At 61.5% G+C, this 16,130-nt stretch carries 15 protein-coding genes; 3 read left to right on the forward strand and 12 right to left on the reverse strand.

Annotation, left to right across the window (positions count from 1 at the left end; genetic code table 11):
• Window positions 1-137: 137 nt before the first annotated feature.
• Entirely contained in the window at window positions 138-1,175 is a 1,038-nt protein-coding gene (locus AC1Q80_RS16190; protein ID WP_173421489.1) for an Ldh family oxidoreductase, read from the forward strand.
• A gap of 106 nt (window positions 1,176-1,281) precedes the next feature.
• On the opposite strand, the gene AC1Q80_RS16195 is transcribed toward AC1Q80_RS16190, so the two are convergent.
• From AC1Q80_RS16195 to AC1Q80_RS16205, 3 genes are all read right to left on the reverse strand, one after another.
• Window positions 1,282-2,244 (reverse strand): dihydrodipicolinate synthase family protein, encoded by a 963-nt coding sequence (locus tag AC1Q80_RS16195; RefSeq protein WP_209789272.1) that lies wholly within the window; start codon window positions 2,242-2,244, stop codon window positions 1,282-1,284.
• Between the two features lie 131 nt (window positions 2,245-2,375).
• Entirely contained in the window at window positions 2,376-3,080 is a 705-nt protein-coding gene (locus AC1Q80_RS16200) for a GntR family transcriptional regulator (RefSeq protein WP_492361104.1), read from the reverse strand.
• A 221-nt stretch (window positions 3,081-3,301) separates the two neighbouring features.
• Complete coding sequence (locus AC1Q80_RS16205; RefSeq protein WP_492361105.1) at window positions 3,302-4,759, reverse strand: hypothetical protein; 1,458 nt, start codon at window positions 4,757-4,759, stop codon at window positions 3,302-3,304.
• A gap of 137 nt (window positions 4,760-4,896) precedes the next feature.
• Between AC1Q80_RS16205 and AC1Q80_RS16210 the strand changes: the two genes are divergently transcribed.
• Complete coding sequence (locus AC1Q80_RS16210) at window positions 4,897-5,547, forward strand: YceH family protein (protein ID WP_209789276.1); 651 nt, start codon at window positions 4,897-4,899, stop codon at window positions 5,545-5,547.
• A gap of 80 nt (window positions 5,548-5,627) precedes the next feature.
• Here the strand turns inward: AC1Q80_RS16210 and AC1Q80_RS16215 are convergent, their stop codons facing one another.
• The 8 genes from AC1Q80_RS16215 to AC1Q80_RS16250 form a co-directional block, all read right to left on the reverse strand.
• Window positions 5,628-5,789 carry a hypothetical protein gene (locus AC1Q80_RS16215; RefSeq protein ID WP_173421493.1) on the reverse strand — a complete coding sequence of 54 codons (162 nt, stop codon included), beginning with the start codon at window positions 5,787-5,789 and terminating at the stop codon, window positions 5,628-5,630.
• Window positions 5,790-6,225: 436 nt separating this feature from the next.
• Entirely contained in the window at window positions 6,226-7,074 is an 849-nt protein-coding gene (locus tag AC1Q80_RS16220; protein ID WP_492361106.1) for a sugar phosphate isomerase/epimerase family protein, read from the reverse strand.
• Window positions 7,071-8,381: a DUF6005 family protein gene (locus tag AC1Q80_RS16225; protein WP_492361107.1), complete on the reverse strand. Its 1,311-nt coding sequence runs from the start codon at window positions 8,379-8,381 to the stop codon at window positions 7,071-7,073. Before AC1Q80_RS16225 ends, AC1Q80_RS16220 begins: the two co-directional genes overlap by 4 nt.
• Window positions 8,378-9,658, reverse strand: a complete 1,281-nt coding sequence (locus AC1Q80_RS16230; RefSeq protein ID WP_492361108.1) for an AMP-binding protein — start codon at window positions 9,656-9,658, stop codon at window positions 8,378-8,380. The genes AC1Q80_RS16225 and AC1Q80_RS16230 overlap by 4 nt, the downstream gene beginning before the upstream one ends.
• On the reverse strand, window positions 9,655-11,391 hold the full coding sequence (locus AC1Q80_RS16235) for an IucA/IucC family protein (protein ID WP_492361109.1): 1,737 nt from the start codon (window positions 11,389-11,391) through the stop codon (window positions 9,655-9,657). Before AC1Q80_RS16235 ends, AC1Q80_RS16230 begins: the two co-directional genes overlap by 4 nt.
• Window positions 11,375-13,159 (reverse strand): IucA/IucC family protein, encoded by a 1,785-nt coding sequence (locus AC1Q80_RS16240; protein ID WP_492361110.1) that lies wholly within the window; start codon window positions 13,157-13,159, stop codon window positions 11,375-11,377. The genes AC1Q80_RS16235 and AC1Q80_RS16240 overlap by 17 nt, the downstream gene beginning before the upstream one ends.
• A 542-nt stretch (window positions 13,160-13,701) precedes the next feature.
• The gene (locus AC1Q80_RS16245; protein ID WP_209789292.1) at window positions 13,702-14,532 is read right to left on the reverse strand and encodes a helix-turn-helix transcriptional regulator; all 831 of its coding nucleotides are present in this window, start codon (window positions 14,530-14,532) and stop codon (window positions 13,702-13,704) included.
• Between the two features lie 7 nt (window positions 14,533-14,539).
• A complete protein-coding gene (locus AC1Q80_RS16250) occupies window positions 14,540-14,905 on the reverse strand; it encodes a DUF1127 domain-containing protein (protein ID WP_492361111.1) in 366 nt (121 codons plus the stop codon).
• A gap of 97 nt (window positions 14,906-15,002) precedes the next feature.
• Between AC1Q80_RS16250 and AC1Q80_RS16255 the strand changes: the two genes are divergently transcribed.
• Complete coding sequence (locus AC1Q80_RS16255; RefSeq protein WP_115422369.1) at window positions 15,003-15,248, forward strand: hypothetical protein; 246 nt, start codon at window positions 15,003-15,005, stop codon at window positions 15,246-15,248.
• Between the two features lie 166 nt (window positions 15,249-15,414).
• On the opposite strand, the gene AC1Q80_RS16260 is transcribed toward AC1Q80_RS16255, so the two are convergent.
• Entirely contained in the window at window positions 15,415-15,858 is a 444-nt protein-coding gene (locus AC1Q80_RS16260) for a hypothetical protein (RefSeq protein ID WP_492361112.1), read from the reverse strand.
• Window positions 15,859-16,130: the final 272 nt, after the last annotated feature.

Raw genomic sequence — 16,130 nt, forward strand, 5'->3', positions numbered from 1 at the left:
ATCCTTTCTTGAGAACACCGGTGTCTTTCGGCATGAATAGCTCGCAGCCGATTTGCACTTGTCGGATCTTTGTATACTCTATGTATGCAGAACTTCAACCGCCCGCATAGGGTCATACGCAGCCAGAAAGGTACAAGATGAGTGAGACCACCACCCTGACGATCTCCGCAGTTCAGGAGCGGGTCGAGGCGATCTTCCGCAAAGGCGGGCTCAACGCCGTCCAGGCCGGAGCCCTTGCACGGGTGATCGTGGCGGGCGAGCGTGACGCCTGCAAGTCGCACGGCATCTACCGTATCGAAGGAGCGTTGCGTACCGTCAAGGCCGGCAAGGTGAAACCGGACGCGGTCCCCGAACTGCTGGCGCAGGAAGGCTCGGCCATCGTCAAGGTCAATGCCAAAGGCGGTTTTGCCAACCCGGCCTTCGAACTTGGTCTGCCAGTGCTCGCCGAACGTGCCCGGACGCTGGGCATGGCCGCACTCGTCATCAACGACTGCACCCATTTCTCGGCGCTCTGGCCTGAAGTGGAAGGCTTGACCGGAGAAGGGCTTGCCGGCCTTGTCATGTGCCCGAGCTATGCGACGGTCGCGCCGACCGGAGGCAACAAGCCGCTGTTGGGCACCAACCCCTTCGCCTTCGGCTGGCCGCGCCAGAACCAGCCGCCCTACGTTTTCGACTTTGCGACCTCGGTTGCCGCGCGCGGCGAGATCGAGTTGCATCGACGTGCGGGCAAGCCGCTGCCGGAGGGCTGGGCGATCGATGCCGAGGGCAATCCGACGACCGATCCGGAAGCAGCCCTTGCCGGCGCCATGCTGCCCTTCGGCGGTCACAAGGGGTCGGCCATCGGCACCATGGTCGAACTTCTCGCCGGCATCATGATCGGCGACCTGACGAGCCCCGAAGTACTGGAGTATCTCGGCACCACGACCTTGGCACCTTTCCATGGCGAGCTGATCATCGCCTTCTCGCCGGAGAAATTCGCGGCTGGACGACCGGGCAATCCGTTCGATCGTGCTGAGGTTCTGTTCGAGGCGATCGTCGGCCAGGGCGCCCGCCTGCCGTCGCAGCGCCGTTTCGTGGCCCGCGCCAAGTCGCAAGCCGAAGGCATTGTCCTCAACAAGGCAGAGATGGAGCAGCTCGACCGACTGCTCGCACTCGGGCTCGACGCCGTCGCATAAGCGACGGCGCAGCCGCGCCGCAATCCCTCGGCGCAAAGACGGGAATGCCAAACGAAAAAGGCCCTCCAACCGGAGGGCCTTCTGTTTTTAGGGCCGATGCGGACGATCAGGCCTTGTACTTCTGGACCGCGCCCGGGAGCTTGCTCCACTCGGCGTACCAGCTGTTGAACAGCTTGAACTGGGCTTCGACGTAGCCGCGCTGGCTGTCCGAGAGCGCATCGCTCTCGTTGAAGTGCAGCGTGTATTCCTTGTCGCCCTTCAGCACCATCATGTGCTTGAAGTAGAGAACCAGGTCCGGGCCTTCGTCGAAGGAGGAAAGCACGGCGAGCGCCTGTTCCAGCTCCAGCGCGCGAAGGCGTGCATCGACGTCGCCTTCGGCGGCTGCCCGCGACAGGTTGCACATGTGGATGACTTCCTTCGGCAGCACGCAGCCGATGCCGGTGATCGCACCGGTCGCGCCGCAGTTGACGAAGCCGTGGAACACCGCCGTGTCGACGCCGATCATCAGCGAGACGCCATCGTCACGGCTGGTGATGTTCTCAGCCGCATAACGCATGTCGGCGGCACCGCCGAATTCCTTGAAGCCGACGAGGTTCGGATGTTCGGCGCGCAATGCGAAGAACAGGTCGGCGCGGGTGGCAAAGCCGTAGTAGGGGCTGTTGTAGATGACTGCCGGCAGGCTCGGGGCGGCCGACAGGATATCCTTGAAATGGTTCTTCTGTGCGGCGACAACAGAGCCACGCGACAGCACGCGCGGGATGACCATCAGGCCCTGGGCGCCGACCTTCTCGGCATGCGCCGCGTGGGCGACGGCCGATGCGGTGTTGACGGCGCCGGTGCCGACGATGACCGGAATGCCGGCCTTGACCAGGCGCTCGACGCCTTCCATGCGCTGCGCGTCGGTCAGAAGCGGCCAGTCACCCATCGAGCCGCAATAAACCACTGCCGACATGCCCTGGGCGATCAGGTCCTTGCCCTTGCGCACCAGCGCGTCGAAATCCGGGGTGCGGTCTTCCTTGCAGGGGGTCATCAACGCCGGAATGACGCCGGTGAAAATCTGTGCCTTCATCTGAAACTCCTCTCGGCTTGGTCACTCGGCACGGTTCGTATGCGCCATCCGCGGCGGACGTTTCCCGTGCCTCTGGAGATCAGATATATCTGTTTGTATTTTATTTGTCGACAAGAAAAATACAAAGATCGCTACAGAGCGATGTCGAGCGTGTTTTTCCGGGCGAAGAGTTTTTGCACCTGCTGGACGATCTGCTCGGCATGCGCCTTGCCGAGACGGTCGGCGGCCTCGAGGTCGCGCGCTGTAATCGCGGCGATGATTTCGGCGTGCTCGTCGACGAAGCGCTGCGGGAATTGCTCCTCGTAGGACTGGTAGTAGAGGCGCAGGATGCGCCGTCCTTCGTCCAGAAGCCGGCGGAAAAGGCTGGTGAAATAAGGATTGCGGCCGGCTTCTGCGATCGCCGCGTGGAAGGCGGCATTGGTGGCGATCATCGCCAGCGCGTCGCCCGACTTGATGGCTGCGGCATAGTCTTCGTGGAAGCCGCGAATAACAGGCAGATCTTCCGGCCGATGGTTCTGCGCGGCAAGCCGCGTCGTGACGCGATACATCAGCACGAGTGCGTCGAAGAACGTGTGCATGTTGAGGAAGTCGATGCTCGAAACCATCGTCGATCGGTTCGGTAGCGTGTCGATCAGGCCTTCACCGGCAAGTCGCACCAGCGCTTCGCGGATCGGCGTGCGGGACATCTTGAAGCGTTCCGCAAGCTGGACCTCGTCGATCGGGCTGCCCGGCGGCAGCGCCAGATCGAGAATTTCGTCACGCAGAAGGTCATAGACCATCTTTACGCCGGAGCCACGCTTGCGCTCGAGTGTTGGGCTGGAATCGGTGTCGGTCATGTCGAGAATCCTTATGTCGACATGATAAATACTTCTCCCGGCCCCTCGGATCAACTCGCGTGTCACTTGACCGTCACTTGATCGAGGCGATGCGATCCTTATGCAGACGCGCGCGACCGCTCCGGCGTCGCGAAGCCCGCAAAAGCCGGTTGAAATCGAAACGCCGTCAGCCCGGCGAAGATGGCCCTGGCACGGGCATCAACGATCAATGGTCATAAAGCTCAAAGGACCGGCATGTTCGTTCGCGAGAAGCTTGCAAACGCCGCCGCCGGCAGTGGACCTGCGGTCAGCAAGGTAAAATCGAAGCATGCGCGAACGTCTGGGCCGAGGACGTACTGACGATGCACGCGCAGAAAGTTGCGTCTGATCTTACGGTAGCGGTCAGCCGACAGCATGTGCTTGACCCTGATATAGGCGATGGACGGTTGCTTTTCCTGCGGGTGTCCGGCCAGCGTGACGGTCCGCGTCTTGTAGAAATTGACCACATCCGTCAGGCACTGCACCTCGAACCAGAAGATCTCCTTGGCGCGCGCTATGGCCCTGATCCGGGCGCGAAGGGCTTGTGCCGGCCGCATCAGCGCGCATTGCAGGATCGCGCCGCCAAGCGTTGCGAACACCACCCGTTTGCCGGCCAGAATATCCGGGTGCCGCTCGATCAACAGGCCGATGACATGCGCGGCGACGCTTGAACCCATGCTGTGCGAACTGATCAGATACTCGTCGGCGTTTTCGCTGAACGCTTCGCGGGCGCCGTCCACACAGCTTTCGAGCCAGAGGTTGAAATCGGGCCGATCCAGTCTCGCCAAGGCAACGGCCATTTCCCAGTCGGCAAACAGATGCAACGTGTGGAACTTCGCCGCGAACGGCAGCAGGACCTGCCTGACCAGAAGCGCTGCCAGCGGCACGCTCCACAGGAGGTTCCAGGAGGAGAGGTCTAACCAGTGCGGAAAGAATGCGACGACAAGGGCGGCCGCCGTCATCAGGCCGGCCAACAGGAAGGGGAACAGCGCGAACAGGCCGAAGCGCCAGGCGTGGCGAAAGTAACCCCAAAGCCCGCCGTTGAACGCCACATGCAGCGCGCTGGCAAATCCCCCCGCCAGCCGACGCGCCAACGACCGCCGGCTCAAGGCGTCGACGAGCACATCGTGATCGAAAACATGGATGCGGCTCGACGCCTGCCAGTCCGACCCGGCGCAATCGACATCGAAACGCGCTGCCTGTTTCGTTCTGACTAATGGTCCGACATCGGATCTGAAGTCCCATGCCGTGGCGCTTTGTTGTGCTGAACGCTGATAACGCAGGCGGTGTGCTTCCGCATCGAAGGGCTCAAAGCCCGGAAAATGCAGGACGACCCTTTTCGTGACACGGGGCATGGGAGGCATCTGTGAACTTGGTTTCGAGGGCTGTCGCCGAGCGACGCGGCGGCGGTCCCGTTTGGGTAACCGCTGGCGATCTGGCGACGTGAGGCAAGGGAGGGCAGTGGGTGGAATCAGCTTGAAATTGACCGGCACCGTATCGACGCGAACTGCGGCGCAATCGTGATCGATCAAACGCCCTGAGCCTGGTTGATGAAATAAAACGAGGCGACGTATGGGCCCCTGCTTCGCGCCTGGCAGCGGTCGCCGCCGACCACATATCGACCATGGCAAGTGCAAAGCAACTTGGCCTTGGTCGCGCAACGGTTTATCGAGGGACGCGGTTCGGCCGGCTGGAGATTTCGCAACGTTCGCCCCAAGATGGGTGGACGATCTGGGCAAGATCATTCCGGTCGGAGAACCCGGGCTGCCATTGAACTCGTGCCGTGAAGAGTGAGCTTATGAACACCAATCCAGACACCGATTTCCCTGAACTCAATGCGATCGAAGCGCGCGTTCTTGGCTGCCTGATCGAGAAGAAGGAAACCACGCCTGACGTCTATCCGCTGACGCTCAACTCCCTCCACTCCGCCGCCAACCAGAAGACGGCGCGCGATCCGGTGATGGCGCTGGAACAGGCGGATGTGCATCGGGCGCTCAACTCGCTCTCCCAGAAGGGCCTGGTTCGACAGGCCTTCGCGTCGCGCGTCGAACGCTACGAGCACCTCGCCGCCAACCGCTTTTCGCTGACCTCGCCGCAAATCGTCGTGCTCGGGCTGCTTTTGCTGCGCGGTCCGCAGACCGCCTACGAGCTCTGGTCCCGCAGCGAACGCATGGCGCGGTTCCAGTCGGTGGAGGATCTGAAAGACAATCTCGATCTGATGATCGGGCGCCGGCCGCCGTTGATCGTGCAGCTCAACCGTGGCGCCGGCCAGCGCGAGGACCGGTTTGCGCATCTCCTGTGCGGCGAGGTCGACCAGACGGCCGTCGCCACGCCAGGTGCAGCCGCGTTTGGCGGGAACGGTCTTTCCGAACTGGAGCAGCGCCTGCGGACTCTGGAAGAGACTGTGGCGACACTCCAGGCGGAAGTTGCTGCCCTCAGGGAAAATTGATTGCCCGCAACAAGCAATCCCTGGCTTCGCGGGGCTGGTGCTCCATGAAAATTCCGGGCGCGAAACGCCCGGAATTTTCATCACTTTCCGGCGGGAGCGGCCGACTGTCTTGCGGCTTCCGCTTCGCCGATCGCGGCAGCGCATTCCTCGCAGCAGACTTCCACCGTCTTGCCCCCAAGCTTGACCTTGATGCTGTTCTGATCGAGTTCGCAGTCGCAGGCTGCACAGGTTTTCTGGCTCATCGTCTTCGTCTCCTCTTGGTCGTGGTTTCAACCATCGTAAAAGACCATTTGGAACGGTTGCGCCGCTGTCAGATTCTTTAGCGATCTGATGTGGCTAATGCCGATCTTTCCGTCGCTCGCCACGGGGGACGTGGCTGTGTGGAGACTGGAATCATGCCCGATGCTCCAGCACAGTTCTATGAAAAATTACCCCATAAAAGTTGATTGATTTTCATCGGCAAGACAGCCACAGTAGCGAGGTAGAGCACAGCTCGTCCGCTTCACGACAAAAATGAGCTAAGATGCGGGCGAGGCAGTATTTCGGTGCTCCGAAACGATATCGATTAAGAATTTTCCATACGAAAACAACAAACAAAAAATAGGCCCCGGCATATTTAGCCAGGGCCATTTTTTTGTCGGGTGCGTCGTTGAGGGGCGATGGTCCCTGCCGGTGCAATCACGAAAAGTTGATTGCACGCCGAACGGGCTCCTGTCTCTCGATCACGCGACGCAGCTGTCGGCGATCGCGCCTGAGGATGTCGAGGCAATCATTGCCGAACCACTCCAGCGATGCATCGATTTGTTCGCCGTCAGCGATCTCCAGGAGAAGATCGACATAGTCGACCGTGCCTTCGAACAACGGCGTCATGCCGTCGCGGCTGCCGGCAGCGGCATAGACGTTCGCCGGCTCGAAGACCTGTAGATCCGACCGATCACGAACGTTCTTCAGATGGTAGTGGCGAATGTGCTGCTTCATTTGGCGGTGAACGACAATGGGGTCGTCGCCGCCTTCCCAGACGTGCAGCGTATCGAAATTGATGGCAAAGGCTGGGTGATCGACCTCCTCGATCAGGCGCAATGTCGAGGCGGCGGTATCGGCCAGCGTCTTCGGATGCGTCTCGACCAGCAGCCGAATGCCATAGCCCGCGATGATCGCACATATCTCCTTCAGCCGGTCAACGATCAATTGCCGTCCTTCTTCGCAGACGGAGAGACTGCCGCGATTGCCGGCGAAGGTGCGGATCTTGCGGGTTCGCCAACGGCGGGCGAGCCTGCACAGCTCGACGGTCTTGTGCCTGAGCGTTTCCGGGTCGCCATCGAGCGGCAGATAGTCGCTGAGCATCGGCACCTTCAATCCGAACGTATCAAGCCAATCGGCATTGCGGTCGGGTTGTTGCGCCAGGTTGCGCGCATGCGCGCCCCAAAGCTCGATGCCCTGGAAATCGTTGGATTGCGCCCAGGCGGCGATTTCGCCAAGCGACATCAGATGATGACGGAACGTGATCGTGCACAGCGAGATGTTCATCGCGCAACCCTCTTGAGCATGGGAGCGTCAGCAGGAATGTTCTGGTCGCACCAGAGATCGAAGATTTCCGCCAGCTTGCCTTTCAGCTTCGCCTCGATCCGGTCGGCTTCAGCCAGCCGCTCGAAAACCGGGGCGGCCAATGCGCGCTCACCGGTCTGGCTCAGCTTCATGCAGTCGTAATGCAGCGTCTTCAGCGCCTGAACGAGTGCCTCGATCTCGTCGCACCAGCCTTCGAATTCGCGCGCCGGCAGCTTCAAGGCGCGCCAGAAGAAGGCAAAGCCGTGCTCGTAGGCATATTTGCGGATGGTGATGACGGGCAGTTCGCGCACGGCCGCCGCCAGATCGGAAAGACCGATGCCGCCGCGTCCTTCCAGATGGGCGGTGACGATCTCATGCATGCTGTCGACCAGCGGATTGTTGTCCCTGATGAAGCACGCCTCGAAGAAAGCCTTGAGGTCTTCAGCGGCCGGCGCGTGCGCCTCGGCATTGTCGAACACATAGCCGCCGCCGACGGTCGGCTGCATGACCGCATGGATCACCTTGTCGCGCGTGATCTCGCCTTCCCAGCGATAATCGGGGTCGTGCACGAACCAGGTATCCGGATCGACGGTTTCCTGCAGCATGAGGTAATGCGGGAAGGGGTTCTGGTTGAACTTGTTCTCGCGCTCCGGCAGGTGGAACATGTCGAGCATGACCATGACGGAGCCGGTGTCCGGGCGCCGACGGACGAGATCGAGCATAACCGCGAGGTTGTCGCTCTTGCTGATGTCGGGGTCGTACCACTCGCGGACGGTGACGCCGTAGAGCCGCTGAAACCACGCACGGAAGAATTCCTGGCTAATTTCGGGTGCGTGATAGAGCAGCTGGAAGCGGTCGCTGAGCGCGAATTTCGCGTCCCAGACACCGAAGTAGAACGGCCGGTGGTCGAGGCCCCGGCGCTTCAGCCCGTCGCAGACGCAGCTGACGAAGCAATGCACCTTGATGTCATAATAGGCTTCACCGTGCACCCCTTCGTCGGTCGTACCGCCGGTCATCGGAAACGACGGGATGACTGTCGCTGCCGCCTTCGGCTGGTAGAGGGCGACGAGGTCGGCGACCGTCTGCACGTCCTGGCGCGCGATCGCCTCTTCGGGAACACTCAGCCCGTATTCCAGCTCCAGATTGAGAAAGATCTGCAGGATCAGCACCGAATCCAGATAGAGATCCTCGTTGAGACGCGCTTCTGGACCGAAGCCGTCGAGATGCGGATGCATCATGTGATCGCTGAGGACCGTATGGATTGCTTCCAGGGTTTCTTCGCTGGTCATGATGCTGCTCCGGCGATTGTTTTGCTGAACTCGCCGGCGGCGTGCCGGGCGGCAACCTCGCGGCGGCTGATCTTGCCATTGGCCTGGCGCGGGATGGCTTCGACCTGGCGGATGTCCATCGGCAACTGATGGCTGGCGAGGTGCTTGTTGCACCATTCGCGGATCGCCTGCGGTGCCACGGTTTCTCCTGCACTGAACAGAAGCGCGACACGTTCGCCGGCGAAGCGGTCGCCGATGCGGAAGGCAACGGCATCGGAAACCTCGGGCATCGCCATCACCGCATCTTCAACGTCGCGGGGATAGACGTTGAGACCGGAGACATTGATCATGTCGTCCATGCGCGACACGAAGACCAGCATGCCGTCACCGCGGCGATAGCCGAGATCGCGGGTGTGGATGGCGATGCCGTCGTCCTTGGTCACCACGATTTCGCCGGTATCCTCGGCGCTGCTGCCAGTCTGTGGCAGAAGATGCGGCAGCACGAACCCCATGTCGCCGGCGGCGGTAACGTCAGGATTGATGGCGATGCATCCGGCTTCCGAGCAGCCATATTGCTGGAACATGTGCCGGCTCTTCGCCCGGATCTGGGCAAACCATGGGTCCGGCAGAAGCGTGCCGGATGTCATCGTCGCGTGGATCTGTTCGCCCTCCGGCAGGAGCCGGGCCAGCGTGTGCAGGATCGCCGGCGAGGAATAGAGCAGTGGTCGCTCTGTTTCGCGCAGGACCTTCAGGAGGTATTTCGGATTGGCGGTGTTGACGACGACGGGCGTCTGGCCGCGCTTCAGCGCCACAAGGATGCCGCAGATCAAGCCATAGGAATGGGTAGTCGGGCAGGCGACGATCGGGGTCATGTCCACCGGCTCGCGGAAGGCGGCGATATAGCTTTCGATCTCGGCGTCGATGTCCTGCCAGGTTCGCGCCACACATTTCGGCGCGCCGGTCGTGCCGGAACTCATCTGCAGCAGCGTGCCTTCAGACGAAATGTTGGTCGGTCGTTCCAACACTTCCGCCGTCAGGCTGTTGTAGAACAGCCGGTCGCAACCGGCACCGATCGCCAGCTTGCGTGCTGCGGCATAGGGCGTGCCCGGATGGATCGGCAAGACGCTGGCGCCGGCCTTGCGGATGGCGAAGAACAGCGCCAGCCAGTCGGCAGGCTCTGTAAAGCAGACCGCATAGCGACCGTCGTCTCGCTCTTTCAGGCCGATCTGTCCGGCAAGCCGTGCGGATGTCTCGTCGAAATAGGCGCGATCATAGAGCCTGTCGTCGATGCGGATCATGGCTTTCTCCTTCGTTGAAGTCTGTCCGCGGCGAGCGCATTGGGCACCACGTGGTGGTACTCCGGCTTGCGTGCGAGAAGCTTCCTCGTCATCAGGGATTCGGTGATGATTTCGGGCCTGTCGTGGCCGAGCTGAGTCTGCCTGGCAGCCATGCCGTGCCTGTGCGGGTAGGATGACAGCAGATTTTCGACCCGCTGCCAGAACAGCGGTTCACCAAGGGCGTAGCAATGGGCGAGAAGGTGGCTGACTTCGCTCAAGTTGTAGACGAACAGGGTGTCCATCACCAGTTCGCGCAGGGAATCCAGGTTGTCCGTCCAGTAGAACTGGTCGGGCTCGGCGTCGCGGTAGGACGGATGCAGAGACAGAAAATCGGGGGCCTTCTCCGGTTCGCGCAGGAAGCTTGGTGAGAACTCGATGCTCTCGTGGAAATCGCGCAGGATCAGCCGCACCGGCCATCCATCGCGGTGGACGAGCAGCATGTTCTGACCATGGGCCTCGACGGCGATGCCGTGATGGACGAGCAGATGCCAGACCGGCAGGACGGCGACCTCGAGCAGCCGGTTGAGCCATGGCATCAGCCCGAAGCGCCTGATCCAGTCGTCGGCAAAGGGCCGTCCGTCGGTCTCCACCATCATCAGCGCGGTGAAGGGAATGACGGCTTCTCCGGCTTTGAGCGTCGCCTCCGCGCTCTCGCGCCAGATTGCGCCCACTTGGCCCGCCAGCGGTTCATCGGCATCGGCGATGATCCCGGCATATTCCTGCAGGATGGTCAGCGGATAGTCGTCCCGAAACACTGGGTCTGAAGCGACGATCTCGCCAATCCAGTGTGAGATGACCGGCGCCGTGCACACCGAGTGCGGTTCGAGGATGCGCCGCGAGGATGTGTTGACGATGTTGAGCGGCAGCTTGATGCTGGCCGCCAGCGGTCGATCCCGGTTGAGCAAGGAGCGTACCGATTGCGTGGCCGTATAGCGGTCGCCGGCAGGGCCAACGCAATGGGCCTCGCCGGCTGCGATCCAGCCGGAGGCGAGCGTCTCGCCCAGATTGCGCCATTGCCAGGGATGCAGGGGTATGAGCCCGAATTCTTGGGCGGATGCGCCGAGCTGCTCTCGCATGCCCTGAAGATACGACCAGGTCTCCGTGCCGAGTTCTGCCTGCCAGAACGCGTCTTCGCTGTCGGGAAGGGCCTGGCGCAGATGGCGGCGGGCGACGAGCAGCCAGACGAGCTGGAAAGGCTGGCCTGCCTCCGGGCCGAAGAGCGCATGGTCGGCGTAGGAGAAGCCGATGCGCGCCTTGTAGCAGGGATGATAAGGATGCCCCTCGTCAATGGTGCCTTCGAGCGCGGCGAAGGACATTTCTCGCCGGGGACGGGCGATCAGATGGCGATCGTTCCACTCGGAAAAGGCAATCGTCTGCTTCATCTCGTTCAAGAGCTTGGCCCGGGTGATGCCGGTGCCGGGCAGGGAGGAAACCACAAGCGGGAGTGACGCCTCATTCCAGTTTCCGTCGCTTTCCCGCATTTGCACGGATCCCGGCAACGGCCAAATTCGCCCGAATGCACTGAGGATGGCGTCGCACCGAAAGTCGTGATCGCCGAGCGTCCAGCGAAAATGCGTGGTGCCGTCGCCGTCACTTCGATGTGCGTCGACGATACCTTCGAACAAGAGGGCGGCGATCAACTGGCGAAGCACCCGGTCATCGGGGCGTCCCTTGATATCAAGAGGCAATGGCATGGGTTGTCCTTGCTGCCGTCAGTGCCGCCGGCGCCCGCAATGGGTTGGCAACGGGGCGATAGAGGATCGGCGCGTGGTCGGATTGCAGTTCGTCGACATTGAACAGCCGGGTGGTCAGGTTGGCCTTGGATGCGATCGTCGGCAGGTCCAGCACGTGCCTTGCGAAGTCGCGTCCAGCGCCAGTCATCGAAAGCGCGCACTGCTCCAGGTGGTTGCGCAGCATCCGCAGCAGCGCACCTTCGTCGCAAAGCCCGTCATGGCCCATGCGGCTGATGACGGAAAAGACCTGATTGACAATGAGATAATAGGCGAAGCGGTCGCGGATTTCGCTTTCGGGGAAGTAGAGTGACGGGATCGTCTCGGTTTCCGGAACGTGGGCCGACAGCAGGCTGCGATAGCGCTCGGAGAGATAAAAACCCTGATTGTCGCGATAGTAGCTGACGGCGGGGTAGCCGGCGCCGACGTCGAGCAGGCTGTTTTGCTGGTGCGCCTCGAGCGCGATGCCATAGTCGTCGTAGAGGCGGATCAGCGGTTCGACTGCGCAATCGAGATAGCGCTGGAACCAGGCGATGCTGACGTCGGCAACGGCTTCTCCGTCGCGGATCGAAAGCATGCGCAGGAGCGTCTCAAGCCTCGATTGCGTTTGCGGAAGCGGGTCGGCCGTCAGCGCCGCCACGGTTATGACGCCCTGCCCCCTGCCGTGGGCGAAGGGGTTTTCACGCAGGATGACTTCAAAGCCACTCTCGCTTTCACCCGGCAGATCGAGCGTGACATAGGCCGGGTCCTGGATGATCCGGAAATTGGCCGAGCGCTTCGAAAAGCCGATCCTGTCGATCAGCTTGGCCATGGCGACGCCGGCTTCCAGCTCCTGCATGCGGTTGAGGCGGACGGAATTGGTGATGCGAACCGGAAGCGAGAATTTCAGCATCCAGTCTTCGTTCGCGCCATAGACGGTACGGACGGAGGACGTGGCGCTGAAGGGGGAACCCGCCGGGCCGAGGTGACGCAGGATGCCGGCGTGCAACATCGCCTGAATGCGCGGGTCGAGGAGCAGGGCTTCCGCCTGGAGCGGGTGCATCGGCAACAGGCATTCGTCACCGGCAAGGCGGAGATCTGCCGCATCGAGGCTGGACAGGGAGCGCACGATGTCCGGCGCCTCTATCGGGCGCGAGGACGCGTGGCGGACATGGGCCGTCTTCGCCGCGAAATACTGCAGCCTGAACTGGCCACGCAGTTCCGGCGCGTAGCTCTCCTGCTGCCAGTAGCTCATGCCCTGCCGGCTCTTCGGCGTCGGGTGCAACCAGTGCCCGAAGACGAGCGACTGCTCGGCCTCGAGAAAATCGTCGACGCCTTCTCGAGTGGGCATCGTCCTGTCGAGGTAGAGTGCCGTCTGCTGGTAGCTTTCGAGCACGCGGATCAGGAGCTCGAGTTCGAAGCCGCGCAGAGCATCCGTCTGGCCGCCATCGTCCTGGCGATAGGCGGCCTGGACCAGCATATGAAGGGCGGACATCAGCTCGATCGGCCGCCACGACGGTTCGGAGACATGGCGCCCCCAGGCCCTGCCGAAGTGAAGCGGGCCGCAAAGAGACGATGATGTGACCTCGACACGCAGCATCATTTGCTGGCGGGGAAGCGACCATTCGATGCTGTCGCAGGCGCCGCCAGCGGTCCGGTGCATCACCGGCACGCCGGGATTGACCTCGCGGAGGTAGCAGTTGGCGAAGCTTTGAAATGTCGCAGTTTCTGCGATTTGCCTAGACGATTTCATTTTTTCAATCCTCGGCACGCGACATGCAAAGTCGCGCAATCGCGTCGCGTGGGAGGCGCAACGCATTGAATTTTCGTGGTGATTTGGCTTAGGTCGGCGCGGTGTGCGTCACGCACGGTCTGTCAGCCGCCCGTGGAGGCGGATGGGCTTGGCGCAGGATGCGGCCGGCTGCTAGCCAAGCGCCACATGAGCGCGATCCGGACGGGCGCCATTGGCGACGTCCGCTGGAGTGGTTGCTGGCCACTGCTTGCAAGGTCGTGAACGCAAACGCGTCTGTCGCCAGCGCTCCACGCAGAAATGGACCAGTGCGGCCGCGTTCCGCTTCCAAAGGCAGGCGTCCGTTAGGGCATTCCGGTGCGCTCATCTTCCACCCGTCTCTGCTTTCGGCGCGGTGCTTCAGCATGCGCTTTCAAACTAAGACGACCGGCTCCGGATTTTTTTTCACCGATCCCGGATTTTTTTATGATTATTTTTGTCCAGTTAAACTTCGCCCGCGACAGCCACTTGGCCGTTGCCGCCGCCGCGTGCAACGGCGCTGAAGGTTAGCGAAGATGGAGGGCGCGTTGGAATTCTGCGGGCGTGCGCCCGTAGGCCTGCTTGAAGGAGGCGCTGAAATGGCTGTGACTTGAAAAGCCGATATCGAGGCCGAGGGCCGTCAAGTCACGGCAGGAGCCGAGCAGATCCAGTGCCCGGGCAAGCCGCAGTCGCAGCTGGTAGCGATAGAGCGGCATGGCTTCGACCTGCTGGAACATCTGAGTGAGATAGACCGGCGACACGCCGACCTCAGTTGCCACCTCGGCCAGGGTCCAGCGGCGGGCGAGATCGCTCGACAGAACCAGCTTCGCCCGATCGACGAGTTTTTCCCGGCCGTAGGTGGTTGCAGCGCTGTGCGACGTCCGCTCGCCGAGCGAGCGCCGGATCAATGTCAGCGTCATGGTCTCGGCTTCGAGCGTTTCTGCGACCCCGCGATGAAGGCTGTAGCGCAACAAGGCGACCAGCGCCTGCGCCCGTGGATCGATGCGCCGGCGCGGTCTTTTGAACGAGGCAAGCGCGCCCGAGCGCAATTGCTCCTTCGGCGCGAGCTCGCTGAGAACGGCTTCGTCCACCTGCACATCGAGACAGGCATCGCCACCTTCGACCGGGTGGCTGACGCGGTAGTCCTCGCCGCGGTTGAAGAAGATCACCTGATTGGATTCAGCCACCGTGTCGGCCTTGCCGACGTGCCGCATGAAGACACCGCGATAGGGATAGACGAGGCTTGTTCGATGCGCACATTCCTCGCCACTTTTCCCACGGCACGAACCATCGCACACCACGTCCCGAAGCGAGGCGATCGACGTGTCGAGAAGCGTCTGGCACGAAAACTGGGACATTGCAGTCCTACTCGTCGCGTTGGTGGAAATCGTTATAGGCGTCCCCGCGCGACAGGCCAATATCCTTCAGCTGATGATCGGAAAGCGCAAGCAGGTCCAGACGTCCCCGCCGGGTTTTCATCCAGCGCGAAAAGCGCCAAAACAGCCGCCAGGGCAAGCCTCGCGCGCCGAGTTCGGCCGGAGCCACAAACCTTTGTCGCGGGGCGATCCGTCGGGTGGAGACATGGATCAGATTGTCATGGAATGAAGCTGTGTCGGACATCGGGTCATCTCCCTTCATGTCGTTTCCGATGATGGCAGAATGACGCGTTGCGGCCGCGGCGGCTGTCAGATTGTTTAGCAATCGATCAGAGCTTGGCTTGGCACCTGACAAGGGGCATCGGCGAATACCAAAGTCGCCTTAAAAGTACGACTTTAGTCGCTTTGCAGGCCCCTGCCGCGGGACTATTCTTTGTCCGGGAGGATCAATCATGACCAAGATAGCCGTACCGCTGGTCAGTCACGGACACCCGGATCGCGAGCCGGATTGCGAATGCGCGGTTGAAGATGCCTTCCTGGATTTGGTCGAGCGTGCGGAGGCCGCGGGCTGGACGTCGGACGAAGTGGCGGATTGTCTCGTCAACCTGTCGCACAAGCATCGCACGACACTTAACGAGGACATCCACATGCTCGAGGAGATCACGTCCTCGCTGCTGCTCTCAAGAAAGCTCCATTAGAGAATCCCGCCTGCAGGTGGGTTCGCTGACGACGGATAGGATGCTCCCCAATCAAGGTGCGAGAGCGTTCTTCGAGCGTTGTTCTGAACGCGCGGCGCTCCGCGATCCGCCGTCGTCTTGAAGCGGCTGACTTCTCGGTTCGGAACCTAGGTCAAGGATCGATGGCTTAGGCCGCTACGAATTTTCCATCGTATCGCACGCGAAAATTCCGGCGCTGCGCGTCCTCCTGGAAGCAGAGGAACACCAGTTCGAGATCGTTCGCGCTGCTACGCCGCCCAAGCAGGCTGAGCGTGATCACGACCACGCCGCCATAGGAACGCGTCAGATCGATTGCGGCCCTGCGAATTTCATTGGTGCCGGCATCGTCTCTATCTTCCCGCCGCTCGTACACCTGAAAGAAACGTGCCGTCTCCCAGGCCGATCGCAATGCCTCGGTTACCTGGTCCTTGAACTCGTCCGCCGACCTGCCCTTGCTCCACGAAATGGTCTGCTCGGTGTGATCGCTAAAGATGTCGAGATAACCGTCATAGTCGTCCGGATCGGAGAAACACCGCTCGATCATCCCGAACGCCACGTCATCGGAAATCGCTGCCTTGAAGAATATCGTCATCGAATCGCCAACCCTGCCTTGAGCGCCTATGTTGTCAAAGCGTCGGCGACGTATCTAGTCCCCAGAGTGCCCGATCAACGAAGTACGCGCGTTTATCCTTTCGCAGCAGGGGCTTGACCCCGGTTGATAGGGCAGTTGTTGGTAACTGTCGGGCGGGGAATTCGGCATTTTTCGGTAGGCAAGAGTCCTCGGCCTACAGGCAACCGCTTCGATGACCGCGCCCGGGGTCTCATCTATTCCTGATTATATGAGTATTGCCTTATATTCGTGGT

The organism is Ensifer sp. GW823-FHT05D09 (assembly GCF_058795755.1).

Bases quoted from the DNA above. Each gene is read 5' to 3' on its own strand.
- AC1Q80_RS16190 (WP_173421489.1), top strand. From the start codon at position 138: ATGAGTGAGACCACCACCCTGACGATCTCCGCAGTTCAGGAGCGGGTC.
- AC1Q80_RS16195 (WP_209789272.1), bottom strand. From the start codon at position 2,244: ATGAAGGCACAGATTTTCACCGGCGTCATTCCGGCGTTGATGACCCCC.
- AC1Q80_RS16200 (WP_492361104.1), bottom strand. From the start codon at position 3,080: ATGACCGACACCGATTCCAGCCCAACACTCGAGCGCAAGCGTGGCTCC.
- AC1Q80_RS16210 (WP_209789276.1), top strand. From the start codon at position 4,897: ATGAACACCAATCCAGACACCGATTTCCCTGAACTCAATGCGATCGAA.
- AC1Q80_RS16215 (WP_173421493.1), bottom strand. From the start codon at position 5,789: ATGAGCCAGAAAACCTGTGCAGCCTGCGACTGCGAACTCGATCAGAAC.
- AC1Q80_RS16220 (WP_492361106.1), bottom strand. From the start codon at position 7,074: ATGAACATCTCGCTGTGCACGATCACGTTCCGTCATCATCTGATGTCG.
- AC1Q80_RS16225 (WP_492361107.1), bottom strand. From the start codon at position 8,381: ATGACCAGCGAAGAAACCCTGGAAGCAATCCATACGGTCCTCAGCGAT.
- AC1Q80_RS16230 (WP_492361108.1), bottom strand. From the start codon at position 9,658: ATGATCCGCATCGACGACAGGCTCTATGATCGCGCCTATTTCGACGAG.
- AC1Q80_RS16235 (WP_492361109.1), bottom strand. From the start codon at position 11,391: ATGCCATTGCCTCTTGATATCAAGGGACGCCCCGATGACCGGGTGCTT.
- AC1Q80_RS16240 (WP_492361110.1), bottom strand. From the start codon at position 13,159: ATGAAATCGTCTAGGCAAATCGCAGAAACTGCGACATTTCAAAGCTTC.
- AC1Q80_RS16245 (WP_209789292.1), bottom strand. From the start codon at position 14,532: ATGTCCCAGTTTTCGTGCCAGACGCTTCTCGACACGTCGATCGCCTCG.
- AC1Q80_RS16255 (WP_115422369.1), top strand. From the start codon at position 15,003: ATGACCAAGATAGCCGTACCGCTGGTCAGTCACGGACACCCGGATCGC.
- AC1Q80_RS16260 (WP_492361112.1), bottom strand. From the start codon at position 15,858: ATGACGATATTCTTCAAGGCAGCGATTTCCGATGACGTGGCGTTCGGG.